This window comes from Pedobacter folensis, assembly GCF_056490665.1.
Window position 1 is genome coordinate 522,288 of the sequence record NZ_JBWJIF010000004.1, and the last position, 26,097, is coordinate 548,384.

At 38.3% G+C, this 26,097-nt stretch carries 25 protein-coding genes; 6 read left to right on the forward strand and 19 right to left on the reverse strand.

Annotated elements, in window-relative coordinates:
- The first annotated feature begins 92 nt into the window (after positions 1–92).
- A complete protein-coding gene (locus tag AC04QZ_RS21900) occupies positions 93–1,676 on the forward strand; it encodes a peptide chain release factor 3 (RefSeq protein WP_056094020.1) in 1,584 nt (527 codons plus the stop codon).
- 54 nt (positions 1,677–1,730) lie between these two features.
- On the opposite strand, the gene AC04QZ_RS21905 is transcribed toward AC04QZ_RS21900, so the two are convergent.
- Together AC04QZ_RS21905 and AC04QZ_RS21910 are read right to left on the reverse strand one after the other, a co-directional pair.
- On the reverse strand, positions 1,731–3,251 hold the full coding sequence (locus AC04QZ_RS21905) for a glycoside hydrolase family 32 protein (RefSeq protein WP_478359473.1): 1,521 nt from the start codon (positions 3,249–3,251) through the stop codon (positions 1,731–1,733).
- A 47-nt stretch (positions 3,252–3,298) separates the two neighbouring features.
- Complete coding sequence (locus tag AC04QZ_RS21910) at positions 3,299–4,348, reverse strand: helix-turn-helix transcriptional regulator (protein WP_478359474.1); 1,050 nt, start codon at positions 4,346–4,348, stop codon at positions 3,299–3,301.
- Positions 4,349–5,391: 1,043 nt separating this feature from the next.
- On the opposite strand from AC04QZ_RS21910, the gene AC04QZ_RS21915 reads away from it, so the two are divergent.
- The 4 genes from AC04QZ_RS21915 to AC04QZ_RS21930 all read left to right on the forward strand — a co-directional run bounded on the left by AC04QZ_RS21915 (position 5,392) and on the right by AC04QZ_RS21930 (position 9,800).
- Entirely contained in the window at positions 5,392–6,489 is a 1,098-nt protein-coding gene (locus tag AC04QZ_RS21915) for a slipin family protein (RefSeq protein WP_478359475.1), read from the forward strand.
- A gap of 62 nt (positions 6,490–6,551) precedes the next feature.
- Complete coding sequence (locus AC04QZ_RS21920) at positions 6,552–7,313, forward strand: nucleotidyltransferase domain-containing protein (protein WP_086547999.1); 762 nt, start codon at positions 6,552–6,554, stop codon at positions 7,311–7,313.
- Positions 7,303–8,364 (forward strand): DNA polymerase beta superfamily protein, encoded by a 1,062-nt coding sequence (locus tag AC04QZ_RS21925; protein WP_478359476.1) that lies wholly within the window; start codon positions 7,303–7,305, stop codon positions 8,362–8,364. The genes AC04QZ_RS21920 and AC04QZ_RS21925 overlap by 11 nt, the downstream gene beginning before the upstream one ends.
- Positions 8,365–8,375: 11 nt before the next feature.
- The gene (locus AC04QZ_RS21930; protein WP_478359477.1) at positions 8,376–9,800 is read left to right on the forward strand and encodes an RtcB family protein; all 1,425 of its coding nucleotides are present in this window, start codon (positions 8,376–8,378) and stop codon (positions 9,798–9,800) included.
- A 405-nt stretch (positions 9,801–10,205) separates the two neighbouring features.
- Here the strand turns inward: AC04QZ_RS21930 and AC04QZ_RS21935 are convergent, their stop codons facing one another.
- The 15 genes from AC04QZ_RS21935 to AC04QZ_RS22005 form a co-directional block, all read right to left on the reverse strand.
- Positions 10,206–11,459: a pyridoxal phosphate-dependent aminotransferase gene (locus AC04QZ_RS21935; RefSeq protein WP_478359478.1), complete on the reverse strand. Its 1,254-nt coding sequence runs from the start codon at positions 11,457–11,459 to the stop codon at positions 10,206–10,208.
- Positions 11,460–11,535: 76 nt separating this feature from the next.
- Entirely contained in the window at positions 11,536–12,000 is a 465-nt protein-coding gene (locus AC04QZ_RS21940; RefSeq protein WP_478359479.1) for a hypothetical protein, read from the reverse strand.
- A 32-nt stretch (positions 12,001–12,032) separates the two neighbouring features.
- Entirely contained in the window at positions 12,033–13,364 is a 1,332-nt protein-coding gene (argH, locus tag AC04QZ_RS21945; RefSeq protein ID WP_478359480.1) for an argininosuccinate lyase, read from the reverse strand.
- Positions 13,365–13,394: 30 nt separating this feature from the next.
- Entirely contained in the window at positions 13,395–13,727 is a 333-nt protein-coding gene (locus AC04QZ_RS21950) for a DUF5615 family PIN-like protein (protein WP_086548006.1), read from the reverse strand.
- Positions 13,727–13,948 carry a DUF433 domain-containing protein gene (locus AC04QZ_RS21955; RefSeq protein WP_086548007.1) on the reverse strand — a complete coding sequence of 74 codons (222 nt, stop codon included), beginning with the start codon at positions 13,946–13,948 and terminating at the stop codon, positions 13,727–13,729. The genes AC04QZ_RS21950 and AC04QZ_RS21955 overlap by 1 nt, the downstream gene beginning before the upstream one ends.
- A gap of 40 nt (positions 13,949–13,988) precedes the next feature.
- Positions 13,989–15,056 carry a M20 family metallo-hydrolase gene (locus tag AC04QZ_RS21960; RefSeq protein ID WP_086548008.1) on the reverse strand — a complete coding sequence of 356 codons (1,068 nt, stop codon included), beginning with the start codon at positions 15,054–15,056 and terminating at the stop codon, positions 13,989–13,991.
- Between the two features lie 119 nt (positions 15,057–15,175).
- Complete coding sequence (proC, locus tag AC04QZ_RS21965) at positions 15,176–15,985, reverse strand: pyrroline-5-carboxylate reductase (RefSeq protein WP_086548009.1); 810 nt, start codon at positions 15,983–15,985, stop codon at positions 15,176–15,178.
- 149 nt (positions 15,986–16,134) lie between these two features.
- The gene (argB, locus tag AC04QZ_RS21970; RefSeq protein ID WP_478359481.1) at positions 16,135–16,965 is read right to left on the reverse strand and encodes an acetylglutamate kinase; all 831 of its coding nucleotides are present in this window, start codon (positions 16,963–16,965) and stop codon (positions 16,135–16,137) included.
- Between the two features lie 104 nt (positions 16,966–17,069).
- Positions 17,070–18,041 carry a Rossmann-fold NAD(P)-binding domain-containing protein gene (locus tag AC04QZ_RS21975; protein ID WP_478359482.1) on the reverse strand — a complete coding sequence of 324 codons (972 nt, stop codon included), beginning with the start codon at positions 18,039–18,041 and terminating at the stop codon, positions 17,070–17,072.
- A 29-nt stretch (positions 18,042–18,070) separates the two neighbouring features.
- The gene (locus AC04QZ_RS21980) at positions 18,071–18,445 is read right to left on the reverse strand and encodes a four helix bundle protein (RefSeq protein WP_086548012.1); all 375 of its coding nucleotides are present in this window, start codon (positions 18,443–18,445) and stop codon (positions 18,071–18,073) included.
- Between the two features lie 4 nt (positions 18,446–18,449).
- Positions 18,450–19,598, reverse strand: coding sequence for an aspartate aminotransferase family protein (locus AC04QZ_RS21985; protein WP_478359483.1), 1,149 nt, complete (start codon positions 19,596–19,598; stop codon positions 18,450–18,452).
- 33 nt (positions 19,599–19,631) lie between these two features.
- The gene (locus AC04QZ_RS21990) at positions 19,632–20,003 is read right to left on the reverse strand and encodes a four helix bundle protein (protein ID WP_478359484.1); all 372 of its coding nucleotides are present in this window, start codon (positions 20,001–20,003) and stop codon (positions 19,632–19,634) included.
- Between the two features lie 40 nt (positions 20,004–20,043).
- Positions 20,044–21,024, reverse strand: coding sequence for an N-acetyl-gamma-glutamyl-phosphate reductase (argC, locus tag AC04QZ_RS21995; RefSeq protein ID WP_478359485.1), 981 nt, complete (start codon positions 21,022–21,024; stop codon positions 20,044–20,046).
- Positions 21,025–21,114: 90 nt separating this feature from the next.
- A complete protein-coding gene (gene argG / locus AC04QZ_RS22000) occupies positions 21,115–22,302 on the reverse strand; it encodes an argininosuccinate synthase (RefSeq protein ID WP_478359486.1) in 1,188 nt (395 codons plus the stop codon).
- Position 22,303: 1 nt separating this feature from the next.
- Positions 22,304–23,002, reverse strand: coding sequence for an N-acetyltransferase (locus AC04QZ_RS22005; RefSeq protein ID WP_057931816.1), 699 nt, complete (start codon positions 23,000–23,002; stop codon positions 22,304–22,306).
- A gap of 583 nt (positions 23,003–23,585) precedes the next feature.
- Here AC04QZ_RS22005 and AC04QZ_RS22010 point away from each other — a divergent pair.
- Complete coding sequence (locus AC04QZ_RS22010) at positions 23,586–24,287, forward strand: DUF4397 domain-containing protein (protein WP_478359487.1); 702 nt, start codon at positions 23,586–23,588, stop codon at positions 24,285–24,287.
- A gap of 110 nt (positions 24,288–24,397) precedes the next feature.
- Here AC04QZ_RS22010 and AC04QZ_RS22015 read toward each other — a convergent pair whose 3' ends face one another.
- Both AC04QZ_RS22015 and AC04QZ_RS22020 read right to left on the reverse strand, forming a co-directional pair.
- The gene (locus tag AC04QZ_RS22015) at positions 24,398–25,381 is read right to left on the reverse strand and encodes a DUF5007 domain-containing protein (RefSeq protein ID WP_086548019.1); all 984 of its coding nucleotides are present in this window, start codon (positions 25,379–25,381) and stop codon (positions 24,398–24,400) included.
- A 19-nt stretch (positions 25,382–25,400) separates the two neighbouring features.
- Entirely contained in the window at positions 25,401–26,087 is a 687-nt protein-coding gene (locus AC04QZ_RS22020) for a hypothetical protein (RefSeq protein ID WP_478359488.1), read from the reverse strand.
- Between the last annotated feature and the right edge of the window lie 10 nt (positions 26,088–26,097).

Sequence of the window (26,097 nt, forward strand, 5' to 3'; positions counted from 1 at the left end):
TTTGCGGCCTGATGAAACAACAATATTCAAATCTTATCGCTGTTAAATTCCTTTAACCAGGTTTCATCAATCTTTACACCCAAAATTTTATTATGCTTAACCCTGAAATAGAAAAACGTAAAACCTTTGCCATTATTAGTCACCCCGATGCGGGCAAAACCACACTGACAGAAAAGTTTCTGCTTTTTGGTGGCGCCATCAATACTGCCGGGGCGGTAAAAAGGAACAAAGCGAACCAAAGTAATACCTCCGATTTTATGGAGATCGAAAAGCAGCGTGGTATCTCGGTGGCCACTTCGGTAATGGGTTTCGAATACAGTGGTAAACGTATTAATATTCTGGATACACCTGGTCACAAGGATTTTGCTGAAGATACCTACAGAACGTTATCAGCAGTGGATAGTGTGATTTTAGTGGTCGACTGTGTGAAAGGTGTGGAGGAACAGACGGAAAAACTGATGTCGGTTTGCCGTATGCGTAATACCCCGGTAATCATTTTCATCAACAAAATGGACCGCGAGGGTAAAGAGGCTTACGATTTACTAGATGAAATTGAAGAAAAACTAAACATCAGCCTTTGCCCGCTTTCCTGGCCTATTGGTCAGGGACACACTTTTAAAGGTGTTTACAGCATTTACAACAAACATTTAAATTTATTCAATTCGGATAAAACCAAAGTAACCGACTCGGTTGTTGCGGCAAGTGATTTAAATGATCCATCTTTATTAAATTACCTGAAAGAAAACGAAATCAATACTTTAAAAGATGATGTTGAACTGGTTGACGGCATTTATGGTAAGATAGATAAGGATTTGTATACCGATGGTTTAGTTGCACCTGTGTTTTTTGGTAGTGCGATCAATAATTTCGGGATAAAAGAGCTTTTAGATACGTTTATTGATATCGCTCCAAGTCCTAGGCATAGAGAAGCTGAAGAACGTGATGTATTGGTGGAAGAGAAAAACTTCAGTGGTTTCGTATTTAAAATCCATGCCAACTTAGATCCAAAACACCGCGACAGAATTGCCTTTTTAAGAATCTGTTCAGGTAAATTTGAACGCAATAAATTCTATTACCATACCCGTCAGGATAAGAAATTAAAGTTCTCTAACCCGATGGATTTTATGGCGAACGAAAAAAGCATTGTGGAAGAGGCCTGGCCGGGCGACGTAGTGGGTTTATACGATAGCGGTAACTTTAAAATCGGTGATACTTTAACCGAAGGCGAAAAACTGCAGTTTAAGGGAATTCCTAGTTTCTCTCCTTCAATTTTTAAAGAGGTGGAAAATATGGACCCCATGCGTACTAAACAGCTGGAAAAAGGTATTGAACAATTAACTGATGAAGGTGTGGCGCAGTTGTTCGTGATGCAGCCCGGAAACAGAAAAGTGATCGGTGCCGTTGGTGAACTTCAGTTCGAGGTAATTAATTTCAGGTTAGAGCATGAGTATGGTGCAAAATGTCGTTTCCGTACGTTGAGTTATACCCGATCGAGCTGGGTAACTTCTACCGACAGAAAAAAACTGGATGAATTTGTAAAACGTAAACAACAGCACATTGGCTTCGATAAAGAAGCTAATCCGGTTTATCTGGCGGATAGTGAATACATGATTAATTTAACGAAACAGGATTATCCTGATATTGAGTTCCATAAAACCAGTGAGTTTAAGAGTTAAAATTGAATAAGGGAATGATTGAATCTCTCATTCAATCATTCCCTTATTCAATCCTTATTTCCTCCCGCTCATATCCCAAACTTTAAGCTTATTTAATACCGCTTTACCACCGTTGGAAAAAGCAGCTAAACCCGTGGCTTTTTCATCAGGAAAAATCATGGTGCTAATTACCTTTTCGCCAGCATTTCCGAAAACTTCTAACGAAGATTTATCAAACAGCACCTGAAGTTTAATTTTACCGTTTGCCGGATTTACGGCTGCGGTTTGAATGATGTTCTTATCATTTTTAATCCCTTTCTCTGAGCGTGTACAATCAACATAAAGTTGTTTTTTAACAGCATCATAGCCAACTTCTACTTCCTTAACAACATTTCCTTTCTCATCTTTTAGCTGAGCAAGTTTAAAACCTATTTTTTCAGCATCGCTAACAGAAAATTCGGCATCAATCCAATAGGAATTTTGGCTGGTGCTTAAGTCGATATGCTGATCGATAACAAGGTTTTGCCTGGTGATTATTTTACCGCCTGAATGTTTTTTCATGTTATCACCAATTAAGCTAGCAGGCTGCTGAAACAAGCGAATTCCTTCGGGTGTAGTTTTTAAGGCTAAATCTCTTGGGATAGACATCTGTCCTTTCCATGGGAATGTTTCTTTACCGCCGGGCTGTAACCAGCCCAATAAAATTCTTTGGCTTTTTGGTGCATCGTTCCAGGGAATGGCCGCATAAAAAGAATCACCCTCATCCACCAACAAGGTTAATTTTCCATCATTATCGTTTTTAAAGGTCTTGCCATCAAAATCGCCGACAAAATATTGCATTGTTGGTCCTTTTGGCCCGAATAATGAAATGGCCAACACCCATTTGGTATTGTTTTTATTTCCATCAACAGCCAGGGGAATAATAAAAGGACATTCCCAGCCACTACCTTGATTACCTTGCTTCCCAAAATCGCTCAGCATGGTCCAGTCTTTTAAGTTTTTTGAGCCATAAAACCTCGCCTGATGCTCATCAACCATCGCAACAGTCATGATCCATTGCTGGGTGCTTTCATGCCACCAGACATTAGGATCCCTGAAATCTTTTTTGTTTAAATCGATGATGGGATTTTTTGCATAATCGGTAAAGCTTAATCCGCCATCATTGCTATAGGCCATGTACTGCGATTCGTTGCGCTGCTTCGGAAGATCTGCGGTATAAAAAGCGACAACCGGCGCTTTTCCCTTTCCCAATCCACTTACGTTAAACTTATCCAGCACCGCCGAACCCGAAAAAATCATGGTAGTCGTATCTTTTGTTATTTTTTCGGGAATAGCAACCGGAAGATGTTTCCAGTTCACCAGATCTTTACTAGTGGCATGGCCCCAGCTCATGTGCCCCCATTTATTTTCGAATGGGTTGTACTGATAATAAAGATGAAATTCACCATTCAGATAAATTAACCCGTTTGGGTCATTTAACCAATTTGATAGTGCTGTAAAATGATAAGTCGGCCTCCATTGAGGCGTAGGCTGTTGAGCGAAGGTACTTATCGAACAGCACATTAAAAAAGCGAGAATATATTTGGTCTTGAACATAATTGAATTCAAATTACAAATAAGAATTCAATTACTAAAACGTTTAACTAGTTTCCTGAACGCTTTACAAAATTTTCTTCATCAACGCTATTGTATTGCTGATGCGTTTGTGCTAAACGCCTTTTAATTTTTGAGATTAGCAATCGTGGCGAAAGTACTTTAACACACTCTCCAAAGCCTAAAATTTCACGTTCCAGTTCATAATTCAACACCACATCGATCCTGAAAGTGGTAGTTTTCTCATTTTTGCTCAATACCACTTGTGATTGATGCATAGGTTTCGTTAGCACATAAGGCGCATGATCGTTGGTAAACTCGAGGATTACTTTTTGCGCACGATCGCGTTCGTTTTTCGTTACACCAATCAGATCTTCATAATACCGATCGAAATCTACCCCTTGGTAGGCAACAAACGTTTCGTTGGGCAATTCCTGAAATTCTATAATCCGATCTAATGCCAGGTTTAATATTCCTGGCCGTTTTTTAGCCTTGCAGATTAAAAACCACCTGTTGCGATATTCTTTTAACAGATAGGGATAATAAATCCCTTGCTGCGGTTGTTGCGCCTTGAAAGATTTATATTCGATCAATAGCGATTGTTTATTCAAAACCGCCTGGTACAATGGCGGGATACACTCCAAACCTTTAACCAGCTTATTGCTTTCCAATTGAATATTATTGCCACTCTGTTTGGTCGATTTGTAAAGGTTATTTTCTAAACGGGCAATCATATCGCTCATTTCGTCGAAATAATTAAAGGCATTAAACTGCTTGAGTACACCAACAATTTCTTTCATTTTATCTACATCGGCATTATTAATCGGCGCTTTGGTAATGCTGAAAGTAGCGTCTTCGTAAGCATAAAAGCGTTTATCCTTCACCACAATCGGCGCATTGTAGCCCAATTTGTCGCTCCGCATCAACTGAATATCCGCCTGGATGGTCCGCCTGCTTACACCCGTGGTAATTCCTTCCAGTTCGTACAGCGTTGCCGATACCTTTTCGATAATATCCTCTAATGTCCATTTACGGAAACGATTCTTCAAACAATCGTCGATGGTTTTGTACCGGATGAGCGCTAATTTATTTACGGCCATTTTTAATCAATTTGAGTTTCAGGGTGAATTCTGATCCTAAAGCTGAACTAAATATAAGAAAGTGCTTATCATCTACGCAATACAATTGCGCAATTGAGGAATAAAAGCAGGCGTTTAAACGGAAAACAAAATTTAATAAACTAATAATCAATACATTAACGATTTTACATGAAAATAATTTATACTACGCAAATTGGTCGCGTAGTGGTAGTGGCATCTTTGTAATGTCGCCAGTCGATAATGTTCTTTGATAAATATTAATAATAGCAATCTGATTTGTAAAAGGCAGTTCACTGTTTTAAATAATATGCGCTCTCCGTTAACCTGTGCCAGTTTACTGGCCTGGCCAGAAGCCCCTGTTCCCGATTGGTGGAACAGGGTAATGTAAGTGCAAATCAGACCAAATAAAGAAATTCTGATGAATAATCGGAATGGCAATACTAAATAAAACTGATCCAATGTTGTGGGTTTCGGAATAGCCCCAAAGTATTCGGGCAATATGCGTAGAATATGCTGATCAGGATTATGATAGACTGTCTAAACACGTTGTGTGTCGTGGGTTCGAATCCCACTTCCGAGCAATCGGAATAATTCAGGGGTAGAATAACAACAAATCATGCAGGTTCGAATCCTGCTTCCAACCATCACTTGGAATAGCAAAATGGTAATGCAATGGATTAGGGTTCCATCTTAAAAGAAGGGTAACTTTTCAAACCGCCCACCAAAACCAGCGTTGCGCAACCGCATTTGGCTTCAGGATTTTTCGAAATCCAACAAGCAAATCTGTGTTTTGTTCAGCAAGGATCAGTGCAGCAAGAAAAGATTTAAAAATCAAATGAGTTAAAACGAAAAGGCAAAATGCTTTAAGAGCTTAGGCCTGAGTAGAAAAACAAAGTTTCATTTTTAAACAAACTTGACAAACTTTTACTTCCGCAGAAAACAGGTAAATGTTCTTCCGCAACGCTTTTAAAAGAATAAATTAACAATACTCATTTAAGTCCTTCCTTTAGGGGAGGATTTAGGTGGGGCTAACTCCAGAAAACATGAAAAGAGTAACCATTAACACCAATTATGTTGGATTGGTGTTTAAAAAAGGAAAATTAAAAAACGTTTTAACCGCAGGAACTTATTGGTTAGGTTTCGGTGAAAACATCACTTTGTACGACATGGCCAAAGAGTATTATTACTCAGTAGCTGAATTAGATATCTTGTTGGAAAACATAGATTTTGTGAATTTGATTCACCTGGTAAGTGTGGCCGATAATGAATTGGCTTTGGTTTATCAAAACAAAAACTTCAAGAATGTTTTAACCGCTGGCAGACATGCCATCTGGAAAGGTTTATCGACTTATGATTTTATTAAAGTAAATATCAGCAATATCAAAATCGATGAAACCATTGACAAAAATTTGTTGGAGAAAGCACCATTATTGAATTACATCAGGGCTTACAAAGTAGAGTCATTCGAAAAAGCCTTGTTATTTATCGATGGTAAATTTGAAAACGTATTGGAAGCAGGAAACTACGTTTACTGGAAAAACAGTACCACCGTTCAGGTTTTAAAAACCGATATGAGGCATTTGAATATGGAGATTATCGGACAAGAAATCTTAACTAAAGATAAAGCGCAATTGAGGGTAAACTTCAGTATTCAATATAAAGTTGATGACATCATCAAAGCTTTATTAGAGAACAAGGAATTTGAAAAACAATTATACATCACCATGCAATTGGCATTAAGAGAATCTATTGGCTTAATGACTTTTGACGAATTGATGGAAAGCAAGGAAAAAATTGCTGAAATGGTAATGGCCATCACCTTAGATAAGGTTGAAAATTTGGGTGTAAAATTAACAAACTGTGGTGTTAAAGACATCGTTTTACCAGGTGACGTTAAGGAGATTATGAATCAGGTTTTAGTTGCCGAAAAAAGAGCGCAAGCCAATATCATTACCCGGAGAGAAGAAACGGCCTCAACCAGAAGTTTGTTGAATACCGCCAAATTAATGGAAGATAACAGCATGTTGTATAAGTTGAAAGAGATGGAATACGTAGAGAAAATCGCTGAGAAAATCAACAACATCAGCTTATCGGGCAGTGGACAAATTGTAGATCAATTGAAGCAGATCTTCGTAAAATAAATTAAATTTAGAAACCCCTCGGTTAGGTGAGTATTACCTACCGGGGATTAATGAAGAATAAAATGAAAACCACAATAATAAACAGACTTACAGAAATAGAAAGATCAAATGATATCAAAATATTATTTGCATGTGAATCAGGTAGCAGGGGATGGGAATTCCCCTCACCGGATAGTGATTTCGATGTCCGCTTTATTTATGTGCGCCCGCTCAATTTTTATCTTTCTGTTCAGGATAAGGATGATCAATTGGGTTTTCCTATTAATTATGAGCTGGATATTTACGGATGGGACATCAGGAAGGTGCTTAAATTGATCCGGAAATCTAATACTACTCCTTTCGAATGGTTACAATCGCCAATCATTTATAGTGAACTGGGTAATTTTAGAAATGATTTATGGACACTCTGTCAATCATACTTTTACAGAAAAACAAATATCAATCATTATTTAGGAATAGCACACAGCGCACTAGAAACGGTGGTAAATGAAGACGAAATTAAAATAAAGAAGCTTTTTTATGTACTTCGTCCTTTACTTTCGGCTAAATGGTGCTTGGAGAAAAACACGATAGCGCCGATGACCATCGGGCCGCTTTTAACCTTAATGCCCGAGCATCTTCAAACATTGGTAAGGGATTTAATCATATTAAAATCGACCTCAGCAGAAGGTTTTATCATCAAGATAGCTCCTGAGTTGAGCAGATACATTGATGCTGAATTTAAAAACTGTACTGAAGGAGCCAAAGATTTACCAAAAGAAAGTTTTAATGCAGAAATGCTTGATACATTTTTTAGAGATACAATAACCCGTTATGACGATTAAAGATTTAAAGGATAAAAATTTACTGTTGTTTGAATGTTTAAGCGGTAGTAAGGCTTATGGGTTAGATACTCCAAAATCTGATACTGATATTAAAGGAATATATTATATGCCAAAAGAAATGTTTTTTGGCTTGAAGTATATCCCACAGATAAGCAATGAAAGTAATGATGAAGTTTACTATGAAATTGGCCGTTTTATTGAATTATTGATTAAGAACAATCCAAATATTGTAGAAATCCTGGCAACACCAGAAGAATGTATCTTATATAAGCATCCGATAATGGATAAACTAAATATTGACATGATTTTATCAAAGCTGTGCAAAGATACCTTTGGCGGATATGCTTTAACACAGATTAGAAAAGCAAAAGGTTTGAACAAGAAGATTTTAAATCCAATGCCGAAGACCAGAAAAACAGTATTGGATTTTTGTTTCATCACAGAAAATTATTCATCTGTAAAAGCGAAAAGCTGGCTTGCAAAAAATGCTATTTCGAAAGCTGATTGTGGATTGTCGAAAATTCCAAATGCTAAAGATCTGTATGCCTTGTTTTATGATGCGGAGAAGAAATTGAATTATAAGGGGATTGCAAATAAGGAAGCGGCAAATGAAGTATCAGTCTCATCAATACCTATAGGAGAACAAGAAATCGCCTATTTGTTTTTCAACAAGGATAGCTATTCATCTTATTGCAAAGAGTACAATGAATATTGGGATTGGGTAGAAAAACGAAATGAAAATAGGTACAGCTTAAATAAAAGCCATGGCAAAGATTACGATGCCAAAAATATGATGCATACCATTAGACTTTTGCAGGTAGCGCTTGAGATTGTACGCGATGGAGAACTAAATGTAAAAAGACAAAATCGGGATGAGTTACTTTTAATAAAAAGAGGGGAACTTGATTATGACGAAGTACTAAAAATGGCAGAAAAACTAATGCTACAAACAGAACAAGAAACAACAAAAAGTAAGCTTCAGGAAAAACCAGATGCTCAACTAATCGAATCGATACTTGTTGAGATCAGAGCAGAACTTTATGCCGATTAAAAGATTAAACAATGAACAACAACATAACAGGAAAAAACCTTATAGCATTAGGTTATTCCGAAGGAAAAATAGTAGGTCTGGCTTTAGCTATCCTGAATGAAAATTTCAGGGATATTGAAGAAAAAGAATTACTGGCCTTATTTAAAAAAGTAAAAGATTATCCGGAAAGTTTTTTGGATGATGAAGTATTAAGTGTACTGGCAGCGGCTGTGATTGAGGAAGCCAATCCAAAATCAGACGAGACCATTGCACTGATCAACAACGCAAAAGAATATTCGATTTTCGGTGCTGATTATATCGAAGAAGGGGCCAGGAATCAAATGAATATTGCGATGAAACTGCCTGTTTCGGTAGCTGGTGCATTAATGCCCGATGCCCACCAAGGATATGGTTTGCCAATTGGTGGTGTTTTAGCAACCAGAAATGCAATTATTCCTTATGGTGTAGGTGTAGATATCGGTTGCCGAATGGCGTTGAGCATTTTCGATATTCCAGAGAAACATTATTTCGGGAAAGATGCCATGTACAAACGAGAGTTAATTGCTTTCACCAAATTTGGTGCAGGTCAGAATTTTAATGGCCGTGAAAAAGCCGACCACGATGTTTTAGAAAATGAGGCTTTCAACTCTACAGCTTTTCTCAAAAATTTACATGGAAAAGCCTGGGCACAATTGGGAACTTCGGGTGGTGGAAATCACTTTGTAGAATGGGGGATTATTGATTTTGCAGAACGCGATGAGATTTTAAATATCGATAAAGGGCGTTATGTGGCATTACTTACGCACTCAGGATCACGCGGATTGGGTGCAACCATTGCTGGTCATTATACCAAACTGGCAAAAGATATCTGTAAACTCCCGAAAGAGGCTACAAATCTGGCTTATTTGGATTTAAATTCAGCAGAGGGGCAAGAATATTGGATTGCCATGAACTTAGCCGGCGATTATGCTTCGGCCTGTCATGAGGTGATCCATAAAAGATTAACCAAAGCCATTGGCGCTAAAGTTTTAGCTAAAGTAGAAAACCATCATAATTTTGCCTGGAAAGAAATGCTTGATGGCGAGGAAGTGATTGTTCATCGAAAAGGGGCCACACCAGCAGGTAAAGGGGTGATGGGGATTATCCCTGGAAGTATGACAGCACCCGGATTTTTAGTGCGCGGTAAAGGTGAAATGAGCGCTATCAATTCGGCTTCTCATGGTGCAGGGCGATTAATGAGCAGAACAAAAGCCGTTCAATCGATTACCAAATCAGATATGAAAGCCATTTTGAAAGATCACAACGTTACTTTAATTGGCGCAGGTTTAGATGAAGCACCAATGGCCTATAAAGACATTAACAAAGTAATGGCAGCACAAACCGAACTGGTTGATGTAGTAGCCAAATTTGAGCCTAAAATGGTAAGAATGGCTGATGATGGAAGTCGTGAAGATTAGTTTGGGTTTTTTAGTCCAAAGTCCTTAGTCTAGAGTCTATAGTAAAATCGTCACCCTGAACCGAGCCTTAGCGAGCTCACCGAAGGTATTTTATTTCAGGGGCTATCTTGCAAGAAAGATGCTGATTCCTAAGCTTCGGGACAGTATGACGGTCGGGGTTAAGAGACAAATCAATGTACTTCTCAGGATAAATCAAAAAACCCTCTTCAAAATTAATTGAAGAGGGTTTCTATATATTTTATTAAAACCGACTTGCTCAGCTAAAGGTTAAACAAACCTGATTGAAGTGGAAACAAAAAGCTTTTTTCAGCTTTTGTTGAAACAAAAAGCAGGACTACAATAACCGGTTAGTACAACAATTGCTTTCCAAAAAAAGCGCTTATATTGTCCTATACCTACAGATAATTATTTCAACTTACTTAAAGCCGTTTTAATCCTCGGCAACATGTCTTTAATATCCTGCAGGGTACAAGCACCAACTGATGCCCTGAACCATGGCATGCTATCTTCATTTCCGAAAGCAGAAAATGGCACTAATGCTGCTCCGGCTTCTTTGATCAGATAGAAGTTTACATCTGCACTGTCTTTTAAAATTTGACCATCTTCAGTTGTTTTTCCAATGTAATCGATTTTTATGGTTAAATAAATGGCACCCATTGGCTCCACGGCATCAACATTAAAGCCTTCATTTTTCAGTTCATTAAAACCATTGTAAAGGGCATTTAAACTATCCTGTATCTGGCCTTTAAAACTGGTCAAAAAAGTATCTACCTGTGCTTTATCATTAAAATAGTTAGACATCGCCACTTGCTCAGCTTTCGGTGCCCAGGCACCCATATGCCCAACCAATGCTTTCATTCTATTAATAATATCTTCCGGACCAAAACCCCATCCTACACGTACACCAGTTGCAGCCAAACATTTCGAGCTACCATCAACAAAAACAGTAAATGGCCTCATCGCCGGACGTAAAGAAACCGGATTTACATGCTCTTTTCCGAAAGTTAAAAGCGAATAAATCTGATCGTACATCATGTACAGTGGTTTTTCATCAGCACCGCGTGAAGCATTTTCTTCTAAAACTGCATCACAGATTTCAGCTAACGAATCCGCATCGAACATGGTTCCGGTTGGGTTTAATGGCGAACACAAAGCTAATAAAGTTGCGCCTTTTAAATGCGGTTTTAATTGCGCTGCTGTTGGCATAAAGTTATGCGCTGCATCGGTTTCTACCGCAATAGTTTTTGCTGAAGTTAAATGTGAGTAGTGGTTGTTGTTCCAGGATGGTGCAGGGAAAACCACGGTATCTCCCGGATCGATCAAAGCCAGGTAAGTAGCATAAATTAACGGACGGGAGCCACCAGAAACTAAAATACTATTCGTATTGTATTCCAGTCCAAATCTATCTTTCAATAATGCTGAAACGGTTTCTCTCAAAGGCAGAACACCATCAGCAGGTGGGTAATTGGTTTGATTAGCATTGTACGCCTCCACAATTCCAGCCTTTAGTTCAGTTGGGATTGGGTAAATGTTTGCATCAAAATCGCCTATGGTTAAGTTAGCAATTGAAGCGCCTTTGCGTTTCATTTCATTAACCTCGTTACCAATTTTTATAATTTCTGAGCCAATTAATGAACTGGCCAATACTGAAACTTTCATATACTATTTTTTATTCGCTTAAACTGAGCTGTATTCATTGATTATCTAAAGAACAAACTATTTAACATCAGATGAATCACTTCTTTTTGCTATTGACTGTTGTAATATCGGTAAACAACTGCCCTCTCTGATCTGTACCAAGTGTTACTTTACTGATCATTGTTTTACTTGCTAAGAAATTCTCTCTTATTTTTAAGAGCTTGCCGTTAACTTTGATTATTTTCTGATTTGAAACCGGAACGTTATAATATTCAAAGAAAGTGGTCATATTCATTACCTTAGCATCTTCTTTTAAAGAAACATTTACGTCCATTGATTTAGCGCCACTTGACTTTAACATGTCACCGGGCCCAATACCTGCTAAATTCACCGCCGCAATATCTTTTGGATCAACAAGCTGAGCGACTAAAATATCACACTCATTTCCATTAAATGAAGTTTTTGATATTGGGTTAGACTTTTCCTGAACGATTGTCTTTTTTTGTGCAACAGCAATATTTGCTGTAAATAAAAAAATCAGGGGGATAAGGTAAATTTTCATGTTTGTTTTTTAATTGCTAATGTCAGCAATTTTTATTTAACCAAATCTTCTATTGCTTTATTCACTTTTCCGAAACCAAATTGCGACAAAACACCTTGCATTGCTGCAGAAATCTGCTCGTTACATAGGTTGCCAATGCTTCCTTCGTGTGTATGGTGTATTTGGCCAGAAGGTGCAAAACTGCCATTTTCTATCTGTTCGCCAACAATTTTATAAGCCTCTCTAAATGGAACACCTTGTAGTGCCAAATCGTTTACTACTTCAACGCTAAACAGGTAATCATATTTTTTATCTTTCAAAATATCATCCTTTATCGTGATATTCTGGAACATGAAAGTAGCGATCTCCAGACATTCGTTTAATGAAGTGATTGCCGGGAAAAGGTTTTCTTTTAGCAACTGTAAATCGCGGTGATAACCTGATGGCAAATTGGTAATCATCATGGCTATTTCATTCGGCAAAGCCTGAATTTTATTGCAGCGCGAGCGGATCAGTTCAAAAACATCAGGATTTTTTTTGTGCGGCATAATACTCGACCCCGTAGTCAGTTCTGCCGGAAAACTGATAAATCCGAAATTCTGATTGATAAACAAACAAACATCCATGGCCATTTTAGCTAAAGTTGCCGCAACCGCGCTCATGGCCTGTGCTAAAATCCTTTCGGTTTTGCCACGCCCCATTTGCGCGTAAACCACATTATAGTTTAAACTTTCAAACCCAAGCAAATGGGTTGTTAAAGTTCTGTTTAATGGGAATGAAGAACCATAACCAGCAGCTGAACCCAGTGGGTTTTTATTGCAGATTTTCCATGCAGCCAGCATCAGCTCCATATCATCTGCCAGGCTTTCGGCATAAGCACCAAACCACAATCCAAAAGATGATGGCATGGCAATCTGTAAATGCGTATAACCTGGAACTAATTTATCCTTGTGTGTATTGCTCAGTTCAATTAACTGGTTAAATAAGGTTGAAGTTTGGCCAACCATATCTTCAATGCAGGCCCTAAAGAAAAGTTTTAAATCAACCAAAACCTGATCGTTACGCGAACGGCCACTGTGGATTTTTTTACCTGCTTCGCCAATGCGTTGAGTAAGCAACCACTCTACCTGCGAGTGCACATCTTCTACACTGTCTTCGATGGTGAAATTTCCAGCTTCAATTTCAGCATAAATATTTTTTAACTCCTGCTGAACGGTTTTTAGTTCTTCAGCGGTTAGCAAATTAATGGTTTCTAACATTTGAGTATGCGCCAAAGAGCCCAATACGTCAAACTTTGCCATTTGCAGATCCAGTTCACGGTCTTTTCCAACCGTAAAACTTTCTACAAACTGATTTACATCTATATTTTTTTGCCAGATTTTCATTGGGCGTTTATTATTATCCAGGGTTAAGATTTATTTAAGTTCCAAACAAGAAAACTCATTCTGCTTAATAAAATCAGTTATTAGATCTATTTTATTTATTAATGCTTGTGCAATTCCTATTGTTGTGTTATTACCAAACCGCAACCAGATTATTTTTGGCGGATGACTGTATAGATTTGAAAATTCATAAAAATCTGCATCGAAAGTAACAATAACATAATTGTTTCGACCTGCATACTCCCAGATTTCTTTATCTGATTTATTTTCCAGATTTAAACGCCGGATTTGGTCACAGTCTGGGAAATCATGCGCTAAAAGCTTTATAATTCTATGAGAAATATTTTGATCGAACAGCAACTTCACTAGGCCACTCTAATATTGTGTTCTCTATCAGCCGAATATGCCAGGCACGCAAATATTTCTTCTTCGCTAATTTCAGGAAAATCTTCAAGAATACCCTTAATCGTCATGCCATTGGCCAGCCAGCCCAACACATCATAAACTGCAATTCTTGTTCCTTTTATACAAGGCTTACCGAAACGTTTATTTGCATCGATCTCTATGAAATTAGGATATGTTTTCATCACGTAAAGATAAACAATATTATAAGAATTTTGATTTAGCTTAGCCAATAACTACAGGTCGCAACATATTAACATATCCTTCAACCCCCTCAGCTACTTCTCTAACATATAAAAATTCATCGGCCATATGCGAGCGGCCGGAAAAACCCGGACCACATTTTACTGATGGAATATCTAACAGCGCCTGATCAGAAGTAGTAGGCGAACCATAAGTCGTTTTGCCAAGTGCTACTCCGGCCTGAACAACCGGGTGGTTTTTATCAATCGACGATGGTTTTAAACGGATCGAACGCGGGGTAACATCACAATCAACATTTGCCCTGATAATCTCTAATACTTCTTCATTGGTATAGGCATCGGTTACGCGTACATCAACCGTGAAGGTACAATTTGCCGGCACAACATTATGTTGCGAACCTGCATTAATAATGGTCACCGTCATTTTCAATGGGCCGAAAACCTCCGATACTTTCGGGAACTGGTAATTTCTAAACCATTCAATATCTTTCAAGGCCTTATAAATGGCATTTTCTCCCTCTTCACGGGCAGCGTGCCCGGCTTTACCATGCGATACACAATCCAAAACTAACAAACCCCGTTCTGCAATGGCTAAATTCATTTCTGTAGGTTCGCCAACAATACCAAATTCAAGTTCACCTAAATCTGGCAAAACCAGTTCCAAGCCGTTGTTTCCAGATATTTCTTCCTCTGCTGTGGCCGCCAAACAAATGTTATATTTTAAACCTTCCTGTTCGTAGTAGTATAAAAATGTACCAATTAATGAGACTAAACAACCGCCGGCATCATTACTTCCCAAACCAAACAGTTTATCACCTTCAATTGCTGCATCATAAGGATCGCGGGTATAACCAGAATTTGGCTTAACGGTATCGTGATGTGAGTTTAAAAGCAATGTTGGTTTAGTGGCATCGAAGTGTTTGTTGTAAGCCCAAACGTTGTTCATTTTGCGTTGAGTCTTAATCCCTCTCTCCTCCAAAAACTGGGCGATTAAATTCGCAGTCCGATCTTCTTCTTTACTAAAAGACTGGATGCGGATCAACTGTCGCAATAAATCCAGACTTTCTTTTTGTATATTTTCTAATGACATATTATCAAGTAATTAGTATCAAGTATCAAGACTAAACCCGTCTTTAAACTTTCTACCTTTTATTTTGGCTTTCAGTTTTATGTTTGCAATTAAGACCTTATGCCCTAAACCCTACACCTCTAACCCTCTTTAGTATACAAATTTCCCGCTTTTAAGGCCGAAAGTTTAATACCTTTTATCAACGAAGAGCTATAACCGTTGTGTTCCATTTCATTTAAACCTGCGATGGTACAACCTTTGGGCGAAGTTACCTTATCTATTTCTGATTCTGGGTGTGTTCCATGTAATAAAAGCAAATCAGCCGCTCCTTTAGCCGTTTGAACAGCCATTTTTAAAGCTTCATCCGCATGGAAACCAATTTCTACCCCACCTTGACTTGCAGCTCTAATTCCCCTTAAAAAGAAGGCAATACCACAGGCGCAAAGTGCCGTTGCCGAAGTCATTAAATCTTCGTTTATTTTAACTACCGAACCTACCGTTTCAAACATGCGGGTTACATCTTCCAAATTTTGTGGCGAAGCGTTGTCGCTTGCAATGCAAGTCATCGATTGCCCTATTGCAATAGCCGTATTCGGCATTGCCCTGATAATTTGAACATTGCTATCCAGTTTTTCCCTAACCGCTGCACAGCTTACGCCTGAGATTACCGAAATCACCAAATGTTTGGCAGGATTTATGGCCGATTGAATCTCTTCTAAAACCACATTTAATTGCTGAGGCAAAACAGCTAAAATAATCACATCTGCATCAGCTGCTGCATCGGCATTATTAGCTGTAACCTTGTAGCGCTCTTGTGCAAACTTATATAAATTGGCTGTGTTGCGTCTGGTTAAGATAATGTTTTTGGTTGTGGTGTAATTGGCTTTAACCAATCCTTTTGCTAAAGATAAACCGATATTTCCGCTACCGATTATGGCTATTTTCTTCATGTGGTTCGTTTTATTTTATTTCAGTGGTTTAAACTGATTTATATTTCCTTTTGAAAAGCAATTCCAGCATTGCTATTAATGTTCAGTCCTGCTATTCGTTACAAGTCCCGCCTAAAACCCTCCGCCGTCAACCTTTATACCTTCAATCTTTACTTCAGCATTTTTGTACCAAAAGTTCCCTCAGCAAGCTCAGCCAGTTCATCGGCTTTACCGATATACACTGCCGAAACTCCTTTTTTAATCGCTTCGAAAGCATTATGCAATTTAGGAATCATTCCACCTTGCACCGTTCCATCTGCTTTTAGCCCTTCAAATTCATCAGCTTTGATTTCTCTCACTACTGAACCATCATCATTTACATTTTTAAGCACCCCTTTTTTCTCGAAGCAATATACCAAACGTGTTTCGTATAAAGCCGACATGGCTACCGCAACCGAAGAGGCTATGGTATCGGCATTCGTATTTAAAAGTTGTGTATCACCATCATGTGTAATCGCACATAAAACCGGAACTAAACCAGCTTTCAACAGGCTATCTAAAGTTGTTGAAGACACAGCGTTTTCGTCCAGATCACCAACAAAACCATAATCAATTACAGCTCCTGCCATTGGTCCGCTTTCAGCTCCGTAAGTTTTGGTAATAACCGGTCTTTTTTTTGCTCTGATCACATTACCATCAGCTCCACTTAAACCGATCGCATTACTCCCTTTGGCCTGTAGCTGGGCAACCATATTTTTATTGATCAGTCCGGCATAAACCATCGTTACAATACGCAAGGTTTCGATATCTGTAATTCTTCTACCATCAATCATTTTGGCTTCAATGCCGAGCGATTCGCCCAGCTCCGTTGCAATTTTACCCCCACCGTGCACCAGGATTTTATCTCCAGGCAGTGCTGTAAAATCCAACAAAAACTGGTGTAGGTTTTCTGAATTATCGATTACGTTTCCGCCGATTTTTATGATAGTGAGTTGTTTCATATTTTATTCTTACCGTGGTTCGTGTCTCTACGAACCACATTAATAATTTTGTGTCACCATATTAATAATTTCGGCTCGTGAGGACACGAGCCGAGGCATATGATTTATAATTCTTCCAGCATCGCTTTAATTACTGCCTGTGCAGCCCATAAACGATTCCCTGCTTCGTGGATAACCAGTGAGTTTGGTCCGTCCAAAATTTCTGATGATAATTCCAGATCACGACGAACAGGCAGGCAGTGCATCACTTTAGCATCGTTTGTGAATTTTAATTTCTCATTATTCATCATCCAGCCGTCAGGATAAGTCAATACTTTTCCGTACTCTTTATAACTACTCCAGTTCTTCACATACACATAATCGGCACCAGCCAAAGCTTCCTCTAAATTATACTGAATATTGGCATCAGGTGTAAAATCTTCCGAAAGTTCGTAACCTTCCGGCTGCGCGATTGTAAAATCGATCATCCCTTCCGCCTGAGCTTTACACATCCACTCTGCAAAAGAATTTGGTACTGCCTGAGGCAATGCTTTAACATGAGGCGCCCATGCTAAAACTACTTTAGGTTTGCGACCATCAGGTTTCTTTGTCCAGGTTTCGTGAATGGTAATAATATCAGCAAAGCTTTGTAAAGGGTGGCGTGTTGCACTCTCTAAACTCACTACAGGTACCGCGCAATATTTCACGAATTTATTGAAGAAATCTTCGCTATAATCTTCCTCACGGTTATTCAGTTTCGGAAAAGAACGCAAGCCTAAAATGTCGCAGTATTGGCCCATCACCGCAGCAGCTTCGCGAATATGTTCAACGGTCGAACCATTCATTACCACGCCATCCTGTGTTTCTAAAGCCCATCCTTCTTTATCCAGGTTCATCACCATTACATTCATACCTAAGTTTAAGGCCGCTTTTTGCGTACTTAACCGGGTACGTAAACTCGGATTCATAAAAACCAAACCTAAGGTTTTGTTCTTACCCAAATCCTGGTGGGCATAAGGGTTTGCCTTTAACGCAAGCGCATCATTTACAAACTGTTTGATGCTTGGAACATCGTGTACGGAAGTGAAAAGTTTCATATTAAGGTATAAGGTTTAAGGTGTAGGGTTTAAGGTTTTTCCCCTCCACCTGCTCTTAAAAATTTCAAAAAAGAAATTAGCATTGCCCTAACTTCATTAATTGCTTGGTTAACTTTTAAATATTCTTCTTCGCTTATGTATTTTAATTCTGAAGCACATAAACAACAATAATCAATTTCATTGGTTGAGCCCAACGCTGTATCTAAAAAATGAGCAAAATCTTTATCGGTAAATCTTCCACATCCTTCAACAATATTTAAAGGTATAGATAGTGCTGCTCTAGTTAATTGAGACGTTAATTCAAACCTTTCTTCTTTTGGAAACCTAATTGCAATATCTTTCTTGATGAACATATTTAATTCATGAGCTTTTTTCCAAACGTCAAGTTTTTTATAGTCTCTCATCACCTTAAGCCTTTTGCCCTACACCTTTTACCGCTTTTTCAAAAGCGGCTAAAAACTCATCAGCATGTGCTTTCGTTAAATTTAAGGCTGGCAATAAACGGATTACATTCGGTTTTGCCTCGCCGGTAAAAATATGGTGTGTAAATAATAATTCTTTTTTAACATGCGCCAGTTCTGCAGGTAGCTCGATACCGATCATTAACCCACGGCCACGCACTTCTACCACCTGCTCAAATTTCTTCAATTCAGCAATTAAGTAGTTTCCAACTTCTTCCGCATTTTTGATGAGCTTATCTTTTTCCATCACTTCCAAAACGGCTAAAGCCGCAGCGCAAGCTAAATGGTTACCGCCGAAAGTCGTACCCAACTCTCCATGCCAAGGTTTAAATTTGGGCGCAATAGAGATTCCCGCTACCGGAAATCCATTACCCATTCCTTTCGCCATGGTATAAACATCGGCCTCAACACCTGAATAATCGTGCGAGTAAAACGAACCTGTACGTCCGTAACCGCATTGTACACTATCGGCAATGTAAACAGCATTATATTCATCACAAAGTGAACGGATTTTCTGCAAGAAACTTTTCGAGGCTTCTTTAATCCCGCCAACACCTTGAATACCTTCAATAATAACAGCCGAAATTTCATTACCCTGTGCTTTGAAGGTTTCTTCTAAAGCAATTTCATTATTGAAAGGTAAAAAGATTACATTTTCGGTCTGGTTAACTGGTGCTACAATTTTAGGATTATCGGTTACGGCAACCGCTAAAGAGGTACGTCCGTGGAAAGCACCCGTAAAAGCAATTACTTTCTTTCTTCCGTTATAAAATGAAGCCAGTTTTAAAGCATTTTCATTGGCTTCGGCTCCCGAATTGCACAAGAACAATTGGAAATCCTTTTTATCGGAAACTTCACCAAGTTTCTCTGCCAGTTGAACCTGTAAAGGAATTTTCACCGAGTTAGAGTAAAAACCAACTTTATTTAACTGATCGGTTAAGCGGTTTACGTAATGTGGGTTAGTATGTCCGATTGAAATTACCGCATGACCGCCGTATAAATCTAAATATTGTTGATCATTAGCATCCCAAACATTACTGCCTGATGCTTTAGTTATTTCTATATCATTAAGTGGGTAAACGTCGAATAGTTGCATTTTTTTTGAGGTATAAGGTTTGAGGTGTAGGGTTTAAGGCTTTTCCCCTCCACTTCTCAAAAATTTTAAAAATGAAATTAGCATTGCCCTAACTTCGTTAATTGATTGGTTTACTTTTAAATAATCATCTTCGCTTATATACTTTAATTCAGAAGCACATAAACAGCAATAATCTATCTCGTTAGCAGAGCCTAAAGCATTATCAAGGAAGTGTGCAAAATCTTTATCTGTAAATCTCCCACATCCTTCAACTATGTTCAAGGGAATAGATAAAGAAGCCCTGGTAAGTTGTGAGGTTAATTCAAATCGCTCTTCTTTTGGAAATTGAGTTGCAATATTCTGTTTGATAAACATATTTAGCTCATGTGCCTTTTTCCAAACGTCAAGTTTTTTATAATCTCTCATGCTTTACCTTACGCCTTAAACCTTACACCCTCCACCATAATTAAAAATAGGCGGCTTTTAAACGCAGTCCTGCTGTTTCATCCAGACCGAACATTAAATTCATATTCTGAACTGCTTGTCCGCTGGCACCTTTTAACAGGTTATCAATAATACTGATGATAAATAATTTACCACCATGTTTTTCTAGGTGTACCAATGCCTTATTGGTGTTCACAACCTGTTTTAGATCGATGTTTTTCCGGCTTACATGCGTAAAAGGATGCGCACTATAATAGGTTTCGTAAATATTTTGTGCTTCTTCTAAACTCAAATCACTTTCCAGGTACATGGCAGCTAAAATACCTCTGGTAAATGCTCCACGCTGTGGGATAAAATTTAAAGCTTCAGAAATGGATGGTTGCAACTGCAATAAACTTTCGCTAATCTCATTCAAATGCTGGTGTTCAAATGCCTTGTAGATGGAAAGATTATTGTTTCTCCAGCTGAAATGCGAAGTGGTAGATAAACTCTGTCCCGCACCTGTTGATCCCGTAGTTGCATTAATATGAACCTCATTTTGAATCAATCCTTTAGCAGCCAATGGCAATAAGCCCAACTGAATGCAAGTTGCAAAACAGCCAGGGTTAGCAATATTTTTAGTTGCCTTAATTTTATCGCGATTCAGCTCAGGTAATCCGTAAACAAAGTCTTTGGTCGAAAAGCTAGCATTTGCATGCAACCTGAAATCCTGAGAAAGATCGATGATTTTAATGTTATCATTAATTGGATTTGCAGCCAAAAACTTTTTGGCATCGCCATGGCCAACGCATAAAAACAAAACATCGATATCTTGCGGAATATCACTTACGAATCTTAAATCCGTATCGCCGATTAAATCAGTATGTACATCGGAAATTAAGTTTCCGGCGTTACTTGTGCTATTTACGAAAGCAATTTCAACATTGGGGTGGTTAACCAAAATACGTAGCATTTCGCCACCTGTGTAACCCGCACCACCAATTATTCCTGCTTTAATTTTCATATTTAAAAAGGTTTAGGGTTTTAAGCTCGAGGTTTAAGGTTTGGGCGCTTTAACTTTACGCCTTCAACCTTATACCTCAAACCTCCGAGGTTATGCCTCGTTATTTACTTTATGCCAGATCATTACCTGGTTACCAAATATTTTTGAGAAACCTTTAACATCTTCTCCGCTCCAGGCATTGTTCATTTCGCCATAGCTACCAAATTTATTGCTCATTAAATCATGGTTAGATTCAATTCCGATAATCTGGAAACGATATGGTAACAACTCTACAAACACCTTACCGCTCACAAATTTTTGTGTATCGGCTAAAAAGGCCTCGATATTCCGCATAATCGGATCGTGGAACTGACCTTCGTGCAACCAGTTGCCATAAAAAGATGATAGTTGCTCTTTCCAGCTTAACTGCCACTTGGTTAAGGTGTGTTTTTCTAAAGTGTGGTGCGCTTTAATAATGAGAATGGGACCAGCCGCCTCAAACCCAACACGGCCTTTAATACCAATAATGGTATCACCTACGTGGATATCTCTACCGATACCAAAAGGCTGAGCAATGGCCTGTAATTTTTGAATGGCCCTAACAGGTGCCAATTTTTCGCCATCAATGGCAACCAGTTCACCTTTTTCGAAGGTTAATTCTACCTTACGCGATTCTGTTTCTGAAACCTGGGTTGGCCAGGCGCTTTCTGGTAAGGTTTCGCGTGAGGTTAAAGTTTCCTTTCCTCCTACCGAAGTTCCCCATAAACCTTTATTGATCGAATATCTTGCTTTTTCGGCACTATATTCTACACCATGTTGTGCTAAATATTCTATTTCCGCTTCGCGGGATAATTTTAAATCTCTAATTGGCGTAATGATTTCAACCTCAGGAATAAGAATATTAAAGATCATATCAAAACGTACCTGATCGTTACCTGCACCAGTACTTCCATGAGCTACGTAATCTGCACCGATTTTTTTAACATAATTGGCAATAGCAGTTGCCTGACTAACGCGTTCTGCACTTACCGATAATGGGTAAGTGGCATTTTTTAATACATTACCAAATACCAGGTATTTAATACAACCCTCATAGTAACTTTCAGTTTCATCTACAACAGCATGCGATTTTACGCCTAAAGCATATGCTCTTTTCTCAATTTCCTGTAATTCTTCATCAGAAAAACCGCCAGTATTTACGATTACTGAATGAACTTCTAATCCACGATCTTGTGCCAGGTAAATACAACAAAATGAGGTATCTAAGCCTCCGCTAAATGCTAAAACAACTTTTTTCATGCTATTTAAATAAAAAGGTAAATAAAAATAAAAGGGCTTTTAAGCCATTTTTTGGCTTAGGTTTAACAACTAAGCGCTGTTTAATGCGCATAAAGCGCTCGTATAATTTGGGTTTCTTTTGCAGTTCTTCGGCAAATTGCTTGGCTACTTCGTGTTTTTTCTCAGCCGGATCGTAAAGCATAGCTGTACACATACAGTTTTTGCGTTCCTTCATTTTTAAGATTTCGAAGTTTACGCAGCTTTGGCAGCCTTTCCAAAATTCTTCATCCTGGGTAAGTTCGCTGTAGGTTACAGGTTCATAGCCTAAATCAGAATTGATTTTCATGACGGCCAAGCCAGTGGTTAGACCAAATATTTTCGCTTTTGGGTACAACTTTCTCGACAAACCGAAAATTTCATTTTTAATGGCCTTTGCTAATCCCGCTTTGCGGTATTTAGGGCTTACCACCAAACCACTATTGGCCACAAACTGTCCGTGGCTCCAGGTTTCTATATAGCAAAATCCCGCCCAGGAACCATCCTTGTGGAAAGCAATAACCGATTTGCCCTCCTGCATTTTATTAGAAATATATTCCGGCGAACGCTTAGCAATGCCTGTTCCACGAGCTTTTGCCGATTCAGCCATCTCTGTTACTATTTCTTCGGCAAATACACGATGTTCAGGAAGTGCAACCTGCACTATAAATTCGTTAATATCCATTCGTTTTCTAACGAAAAATTATAAGTATTCTTGTTAATTGGGTTTTTAGAGAGGATCAATTCCTCGTTACGTTTAGTGTGGGTACTAAATACGTGGAGTGAAATTTTGCCGGCTTGTGGGATAATAAAATACGGGCTGAAAATGATTAATAAACAAACCTTTCCCAGACACATTTTGTGCTGAGGAAACAGAAAGTTTATATAAAATTTGTTTAATCATTTCTTGCGTATTAAAACGGCTTTAACTCTATTGAGGTGCAAAGGTTTAAATAAAAATCGAGTTACACAATAATATCGTCATTTTTTTTATGTTAAGCTTTCCATTTTATTGAATTAATCTGACTTAAACGAGGATTTGGGCAGCTAATGGCTTTTAAAAATTTTCGGGTAATGTATTGTTTGGCTATTGGTACAGTTACCAATTTTAACATTGTTAAAAAAACGCGATAAACTTTAACATCTGCTTAACATCATTTAACATCCTGCAATACGGTTTAACCCCAATATTTGTACGTCTGTAGCGAATGCGATCTGGCTATCGTTTTATGGATACTCCTTAAATATTAAATCAAAATTTTAACTGTATGAAGAATTTTACGCCATTTCATTTCAAATCGATCACTTTATTTGTTCTAATCGCTTTTACAGCATTAACTTCCTGTAAAAAAACCGAAACTGCCGATCCTACCATATCTTATTTAAGGGTAATCAATGCATCACCTTCTTTGGCTACCTACAATGCTTACTTTAACGGGAGCATAGTTAATTCGGCAGCTTTACCATTCGGTGGCTCCGCTGCCTATCTTTCTTATCCCGCAGGCAGCTACAGTTTAAAATTTACTACCGCCAGCAGTACAGAGAGTTTGTTAACCAAAACCCTTACCTTAAATGCGGGCACTTATTATTCTTCTTATTTAATTAACAAACCTGCTGCATTAGATACCTATACCATTGGTGATGATCTTTCTATTCCATCAACGGATAAAGCTTATATCCGTTTTATCAACTTATCACCTGATGCACCTGCTTTAGACCTGGCAAAAACCAGCGCCACCACCATGCTGGCTACCAATAAAGCCTATAAAAGTGCAAGTGGTTTTATTGCTGTAGATGCAGGAACTTATACATTGGATGCAAAAGAAACTTCATCGGGAACTGTTAAAGCTACTTCTGCCAGCACTACTTTTACGGCGGGTTATCATTATGACTTTATTTGTGGCGGTTTGGTAACACCAGCAAATGAAACTGAACGTCCTTTAAGTTTGCAGGCTATATTGATCAAATAATCGCATTAAAATATTGATGCATAAAAAGGGCAATTTTCGATATGAAAATTGCCCTTTTTTATATTTACAATTCAGGAAGAGGCCATTAATGACATAGCCCTCTTCTTGAATTATTTTTTGACCACATCAGTAAATTTCACCTGGATGACATAAGTTCCCTCTAATTTTAACTGCCACGACCATCTTGGATTTACAGAAAAACCTGGTGATGCCGGAAAGCCATCTATTGACTTTACAAAGGTGCTCGGTATCCTGTAATACATTAAGAAACCCCAATCGGTAGTTGGTGTAACATATTTTGTTAAAGGAAACGGTGCTACCTCAAAATCGCAGATCATAGCGGTATCAGTTTGAATAACCGGGTTGAATTTAGCATAGTTTTCAAAAATTGGCCTATCTCCCCTTGCTATAATTTCTCCTGCCTTAGGATTAAAAACTTTACCATTTTTATCAACCATCTTTAAAATGGCCCTTGCTCCCTGGTTAGATATTTTGGTACAGGTAATGATTGGATTTTTCATCGGCGTGGCTACACCTGTAACATCATTAAAGCCGTTAGAAACATTATCTGTGATCACGAATAAATCTTCCCCAATAGGATCTACAACATTTATGGTGGCCATTTTAGGGAAAAGTTTTGTGCCTGTACGATTGGTCATTTCAACATCAAACACATATCTGCCCAAAGGTAAATTAGCCGATGCCCTGTTAAAAGTTAGCTGCCCGCTATTTTCGTTAAAATACATTGGTAATTTTTTCACCAATTCTCTTTTCTTGTTCAGCAGCTCAACAGTTACATCAGTTTCGGCATTAAAACTTGTACCTTCCTTGAACACCAGAATTTCGTATTCTTTAGAAAACTCAGCCGGCGCCGGAGAACCATCTTCTTTTCTCAGGTTTAACATTTTAAAGGTATAAGGTGGTGTTGAACCATCTGCGTTAATCCTGTCAGACTGGAAAAGTATTAAGCCTCTTTTAGCAAAAATATCGTTGTCTTTATAGCGAATGGAGTCACTTTGAAAACCATTCTCAATTTTTGAACAGGCATAAATACTCAACAAGAATAGTATGCCCAAAATATATTTAATTTTCATAATTTAAATAATTTATGATTTAATTCCCTAGTGGCTGCCCATTAAAGAACAACCTATGATTTCCACTTAAAACATGAACTACCCCTGTTTTTGTGATAATGCCAGAAGTCTGGACGTCTACCGCTTTGTCTTTTTGATCTTCGGGTATTGCATCCTGATTAGGTTCTTTGTCATCACGTGTACCAATTACCTTGGTATAGGTAACATAATCTACGTAATTTACATACTGCCCATATTCAAAAGAACGTCTGAATTTGATTAAATACTGAACATTGGGAATTACACCGAGTGCACTGTTGTATAGTTTGCCTCCCAAAGTAATCTGATCTCTATCAATTTTTCCGGCAAAAAGATAGGTCTTCAACGAATCGCTAAGCTCCTGAGCAGGAATATCCTTTATTCCGAAATTAATATTTTCATTTCCGGTTTCAATAGCCTTTTGGTTTTTCTTTGCCTTTACATAATCGGCAACACTATAATTAGTGGTGGCAAAGAAAGTTACATTTCCATTTACCGCATCTTTTAAACCAGCTTTATCGATTACTTTAACCAAAGAATCAAAATTCCGGTTAGATTTTAAGTAATCGTAGGTAGTCATATCCACGTAGGCGTTGCTGGGCCCTCCATCGCGCTTATAGTCGTCTTTTTTACATGCCGAGAAAGCGACTACGACTATAGCTATATATATTAAAATATTATTTTTCATGATTTTTAAT

Bases quoted from the DNA above. Each gene is read 5' to 3' on its own strand.
- AC04QZ_RS21900 (WP_056094020.1), top strand. From the start codon at position 93: ATGCTTAACCCTGAAATAGAAAAACGTAAAACCTTTGCCATTATTAGT.
- AC04QZ_RS21905 (WP_478359473.1), bottom strand. From the start codon at position 3,251: ATGTTCAAGACCAAATATATTCTCGCTTTTTTAATGTGCTGTTCGATA.
- AC04QZ_RS21910 (WP_478359474.1), bottom strand. From the start codon at position 4,348: ATGGCCGTAAATAAATTAGCGCTCATCCGGTACAAAACCATCGACGAT.
- AC04QZ_RS21915 (WP_478359475.1), top strand. From the start codon at position 5,392: ATGAAAAGAGTAACCATTAACACCAATTATGTTGGATTGGTGTTTAAA.
- AC04QZ_RS21920 (WP_086547999.1), top strand. From the start codon at position 6,552: ATGAAAACCACAATAATAAACAGACTTACAGAAATAGAAAGATCAAAT.
- AC04QZ_RS21925 (WP_478359476.1), top strand. From the start codon at position 7,303: ATGACGATTAAAGATTTAAAGGATAAAAATTTACTGTTGTTTGAATGT.
- AC04QZ_RS21930 (WP_478359477.1), top strand. From the start codon at position 8,376: ATGAACAACAACATAACAGGAAAAAACCTTATAGCATTAGGTTATTCC.
- AC04QZ_RS21935 (WP_478359478.1), bottom strand. From the start codon at position 11,459: ATGAAAGTTTCAGTATTGGCCAGTTCATTAATTGGCTCAGAAATTATA.
- AC04QZ_RS21940 (WP_478359479.1), bottom strand. From the start codon at position 12,000: ATGAAAATTTACCTTATCCCCCTGATTTTTTTATTTACAGCAAATATT.
- argH (WP_478359480.1), bottom strand. From the start codon at position 13,364: ATGAAAATCTGGCAAAAAAATATAGATGTAAATCAGTTTGTAGAAAGT.
- AC04QZ_RS21955 (WP_086548007.1), bottom strand. From the start codon at position 13,948: ATGAAAACATATCCTAATTTCATAGAGATCGATGCAAATAAACGTTTC.
- AC04QZ_RS21960 (WP_086548008.1), bottom strand. From the start codon at position 15,056: ATGTCATTAGAAAATATACAAAAAGAAAGTCTGGATTTATTGCGACAG.
- proC (WP_086548009.1), bottom strand. From the start codon at position 15,985: ATGAAGAAAATAGCCATAATCGGTAGCGGAAATATCGGTTTATCTTTA.
- argB (WP_478359481.1), bottom strand. From the start codon at position 16,965: ATGAAACAACTCACTATCATAAAAATCGGCGGAAACGTAATCGATAAT.
- AC04QZ_RS21975 (WP_478359482.1), bottom strand. From the start codon at position 18,041: ATGAAACTTTTCACTTCCGTACACGATGTTCCAAGCATCAAACAGTTT.
- AC04QZ_RS21980 (WP_086548012.1), bottom strand. From the start codon at position 18,445: ATGAGAGACTATAAAAAACTTGACGTTTGGAAAAAAGCTCATGAATTA.
- AC04QZ_RS21985 (WP_478359483.1), bottom strand. From the start codon at position 19,598: ATGCAACTATTCGACGTTTACCCACTTAATGATATAGAAATAACTAAA.
- AC04QZ_RS21990 (WP_478359484.1), bottom strand. From the start codon at position 20,003: ATGAGAGATTATAAAAAACTTGACGTTTGGAAAAAGGCACATGAGCTA.
- argC (WP_478359485.1), bottom strand. From the start codon at position 21,024: ATGAAAATTAAAGCAGGAATAATTGGTGGTGCGGGTTACACAGGTGGC.
- argG (WP_478359486.1), bottom strand. From the start codon at position 22,302: ATGAAAAAAGTTGTTTTAGCATTTAGCGGAGGCTTAGATACCTCATTT.
- AC04QZ_RS22005 (WP_057931816.1), bottom strand. From the start codon at position 23,002: ATGGATATTAACGAATTTATAGTGCAGGTTGCACTTCCTGAACATCGT.
- AC04QZ_RS22010 (WP_478359487.1), top strand. From the start codon at position 23,586: ATGAAGAATTTTACGCCATTTCATTTCAAATCGATCACTTTATTTGTT.
- AC04QZ_RS22015 (WP_086548019.1), bottom strand. From the start codon at position 25,381: ATGAAAATTAAATATATTTTGGGCATACTATTCTTGTTGAGTATTTAT.
- AC04QZ_RS22020 (WP_478359488.1), bottom strand. From the start codon at position 26,087: ATGAAAAATAATATTTTAATATATATAGCTATAGTCGTAGTCGCTTTC.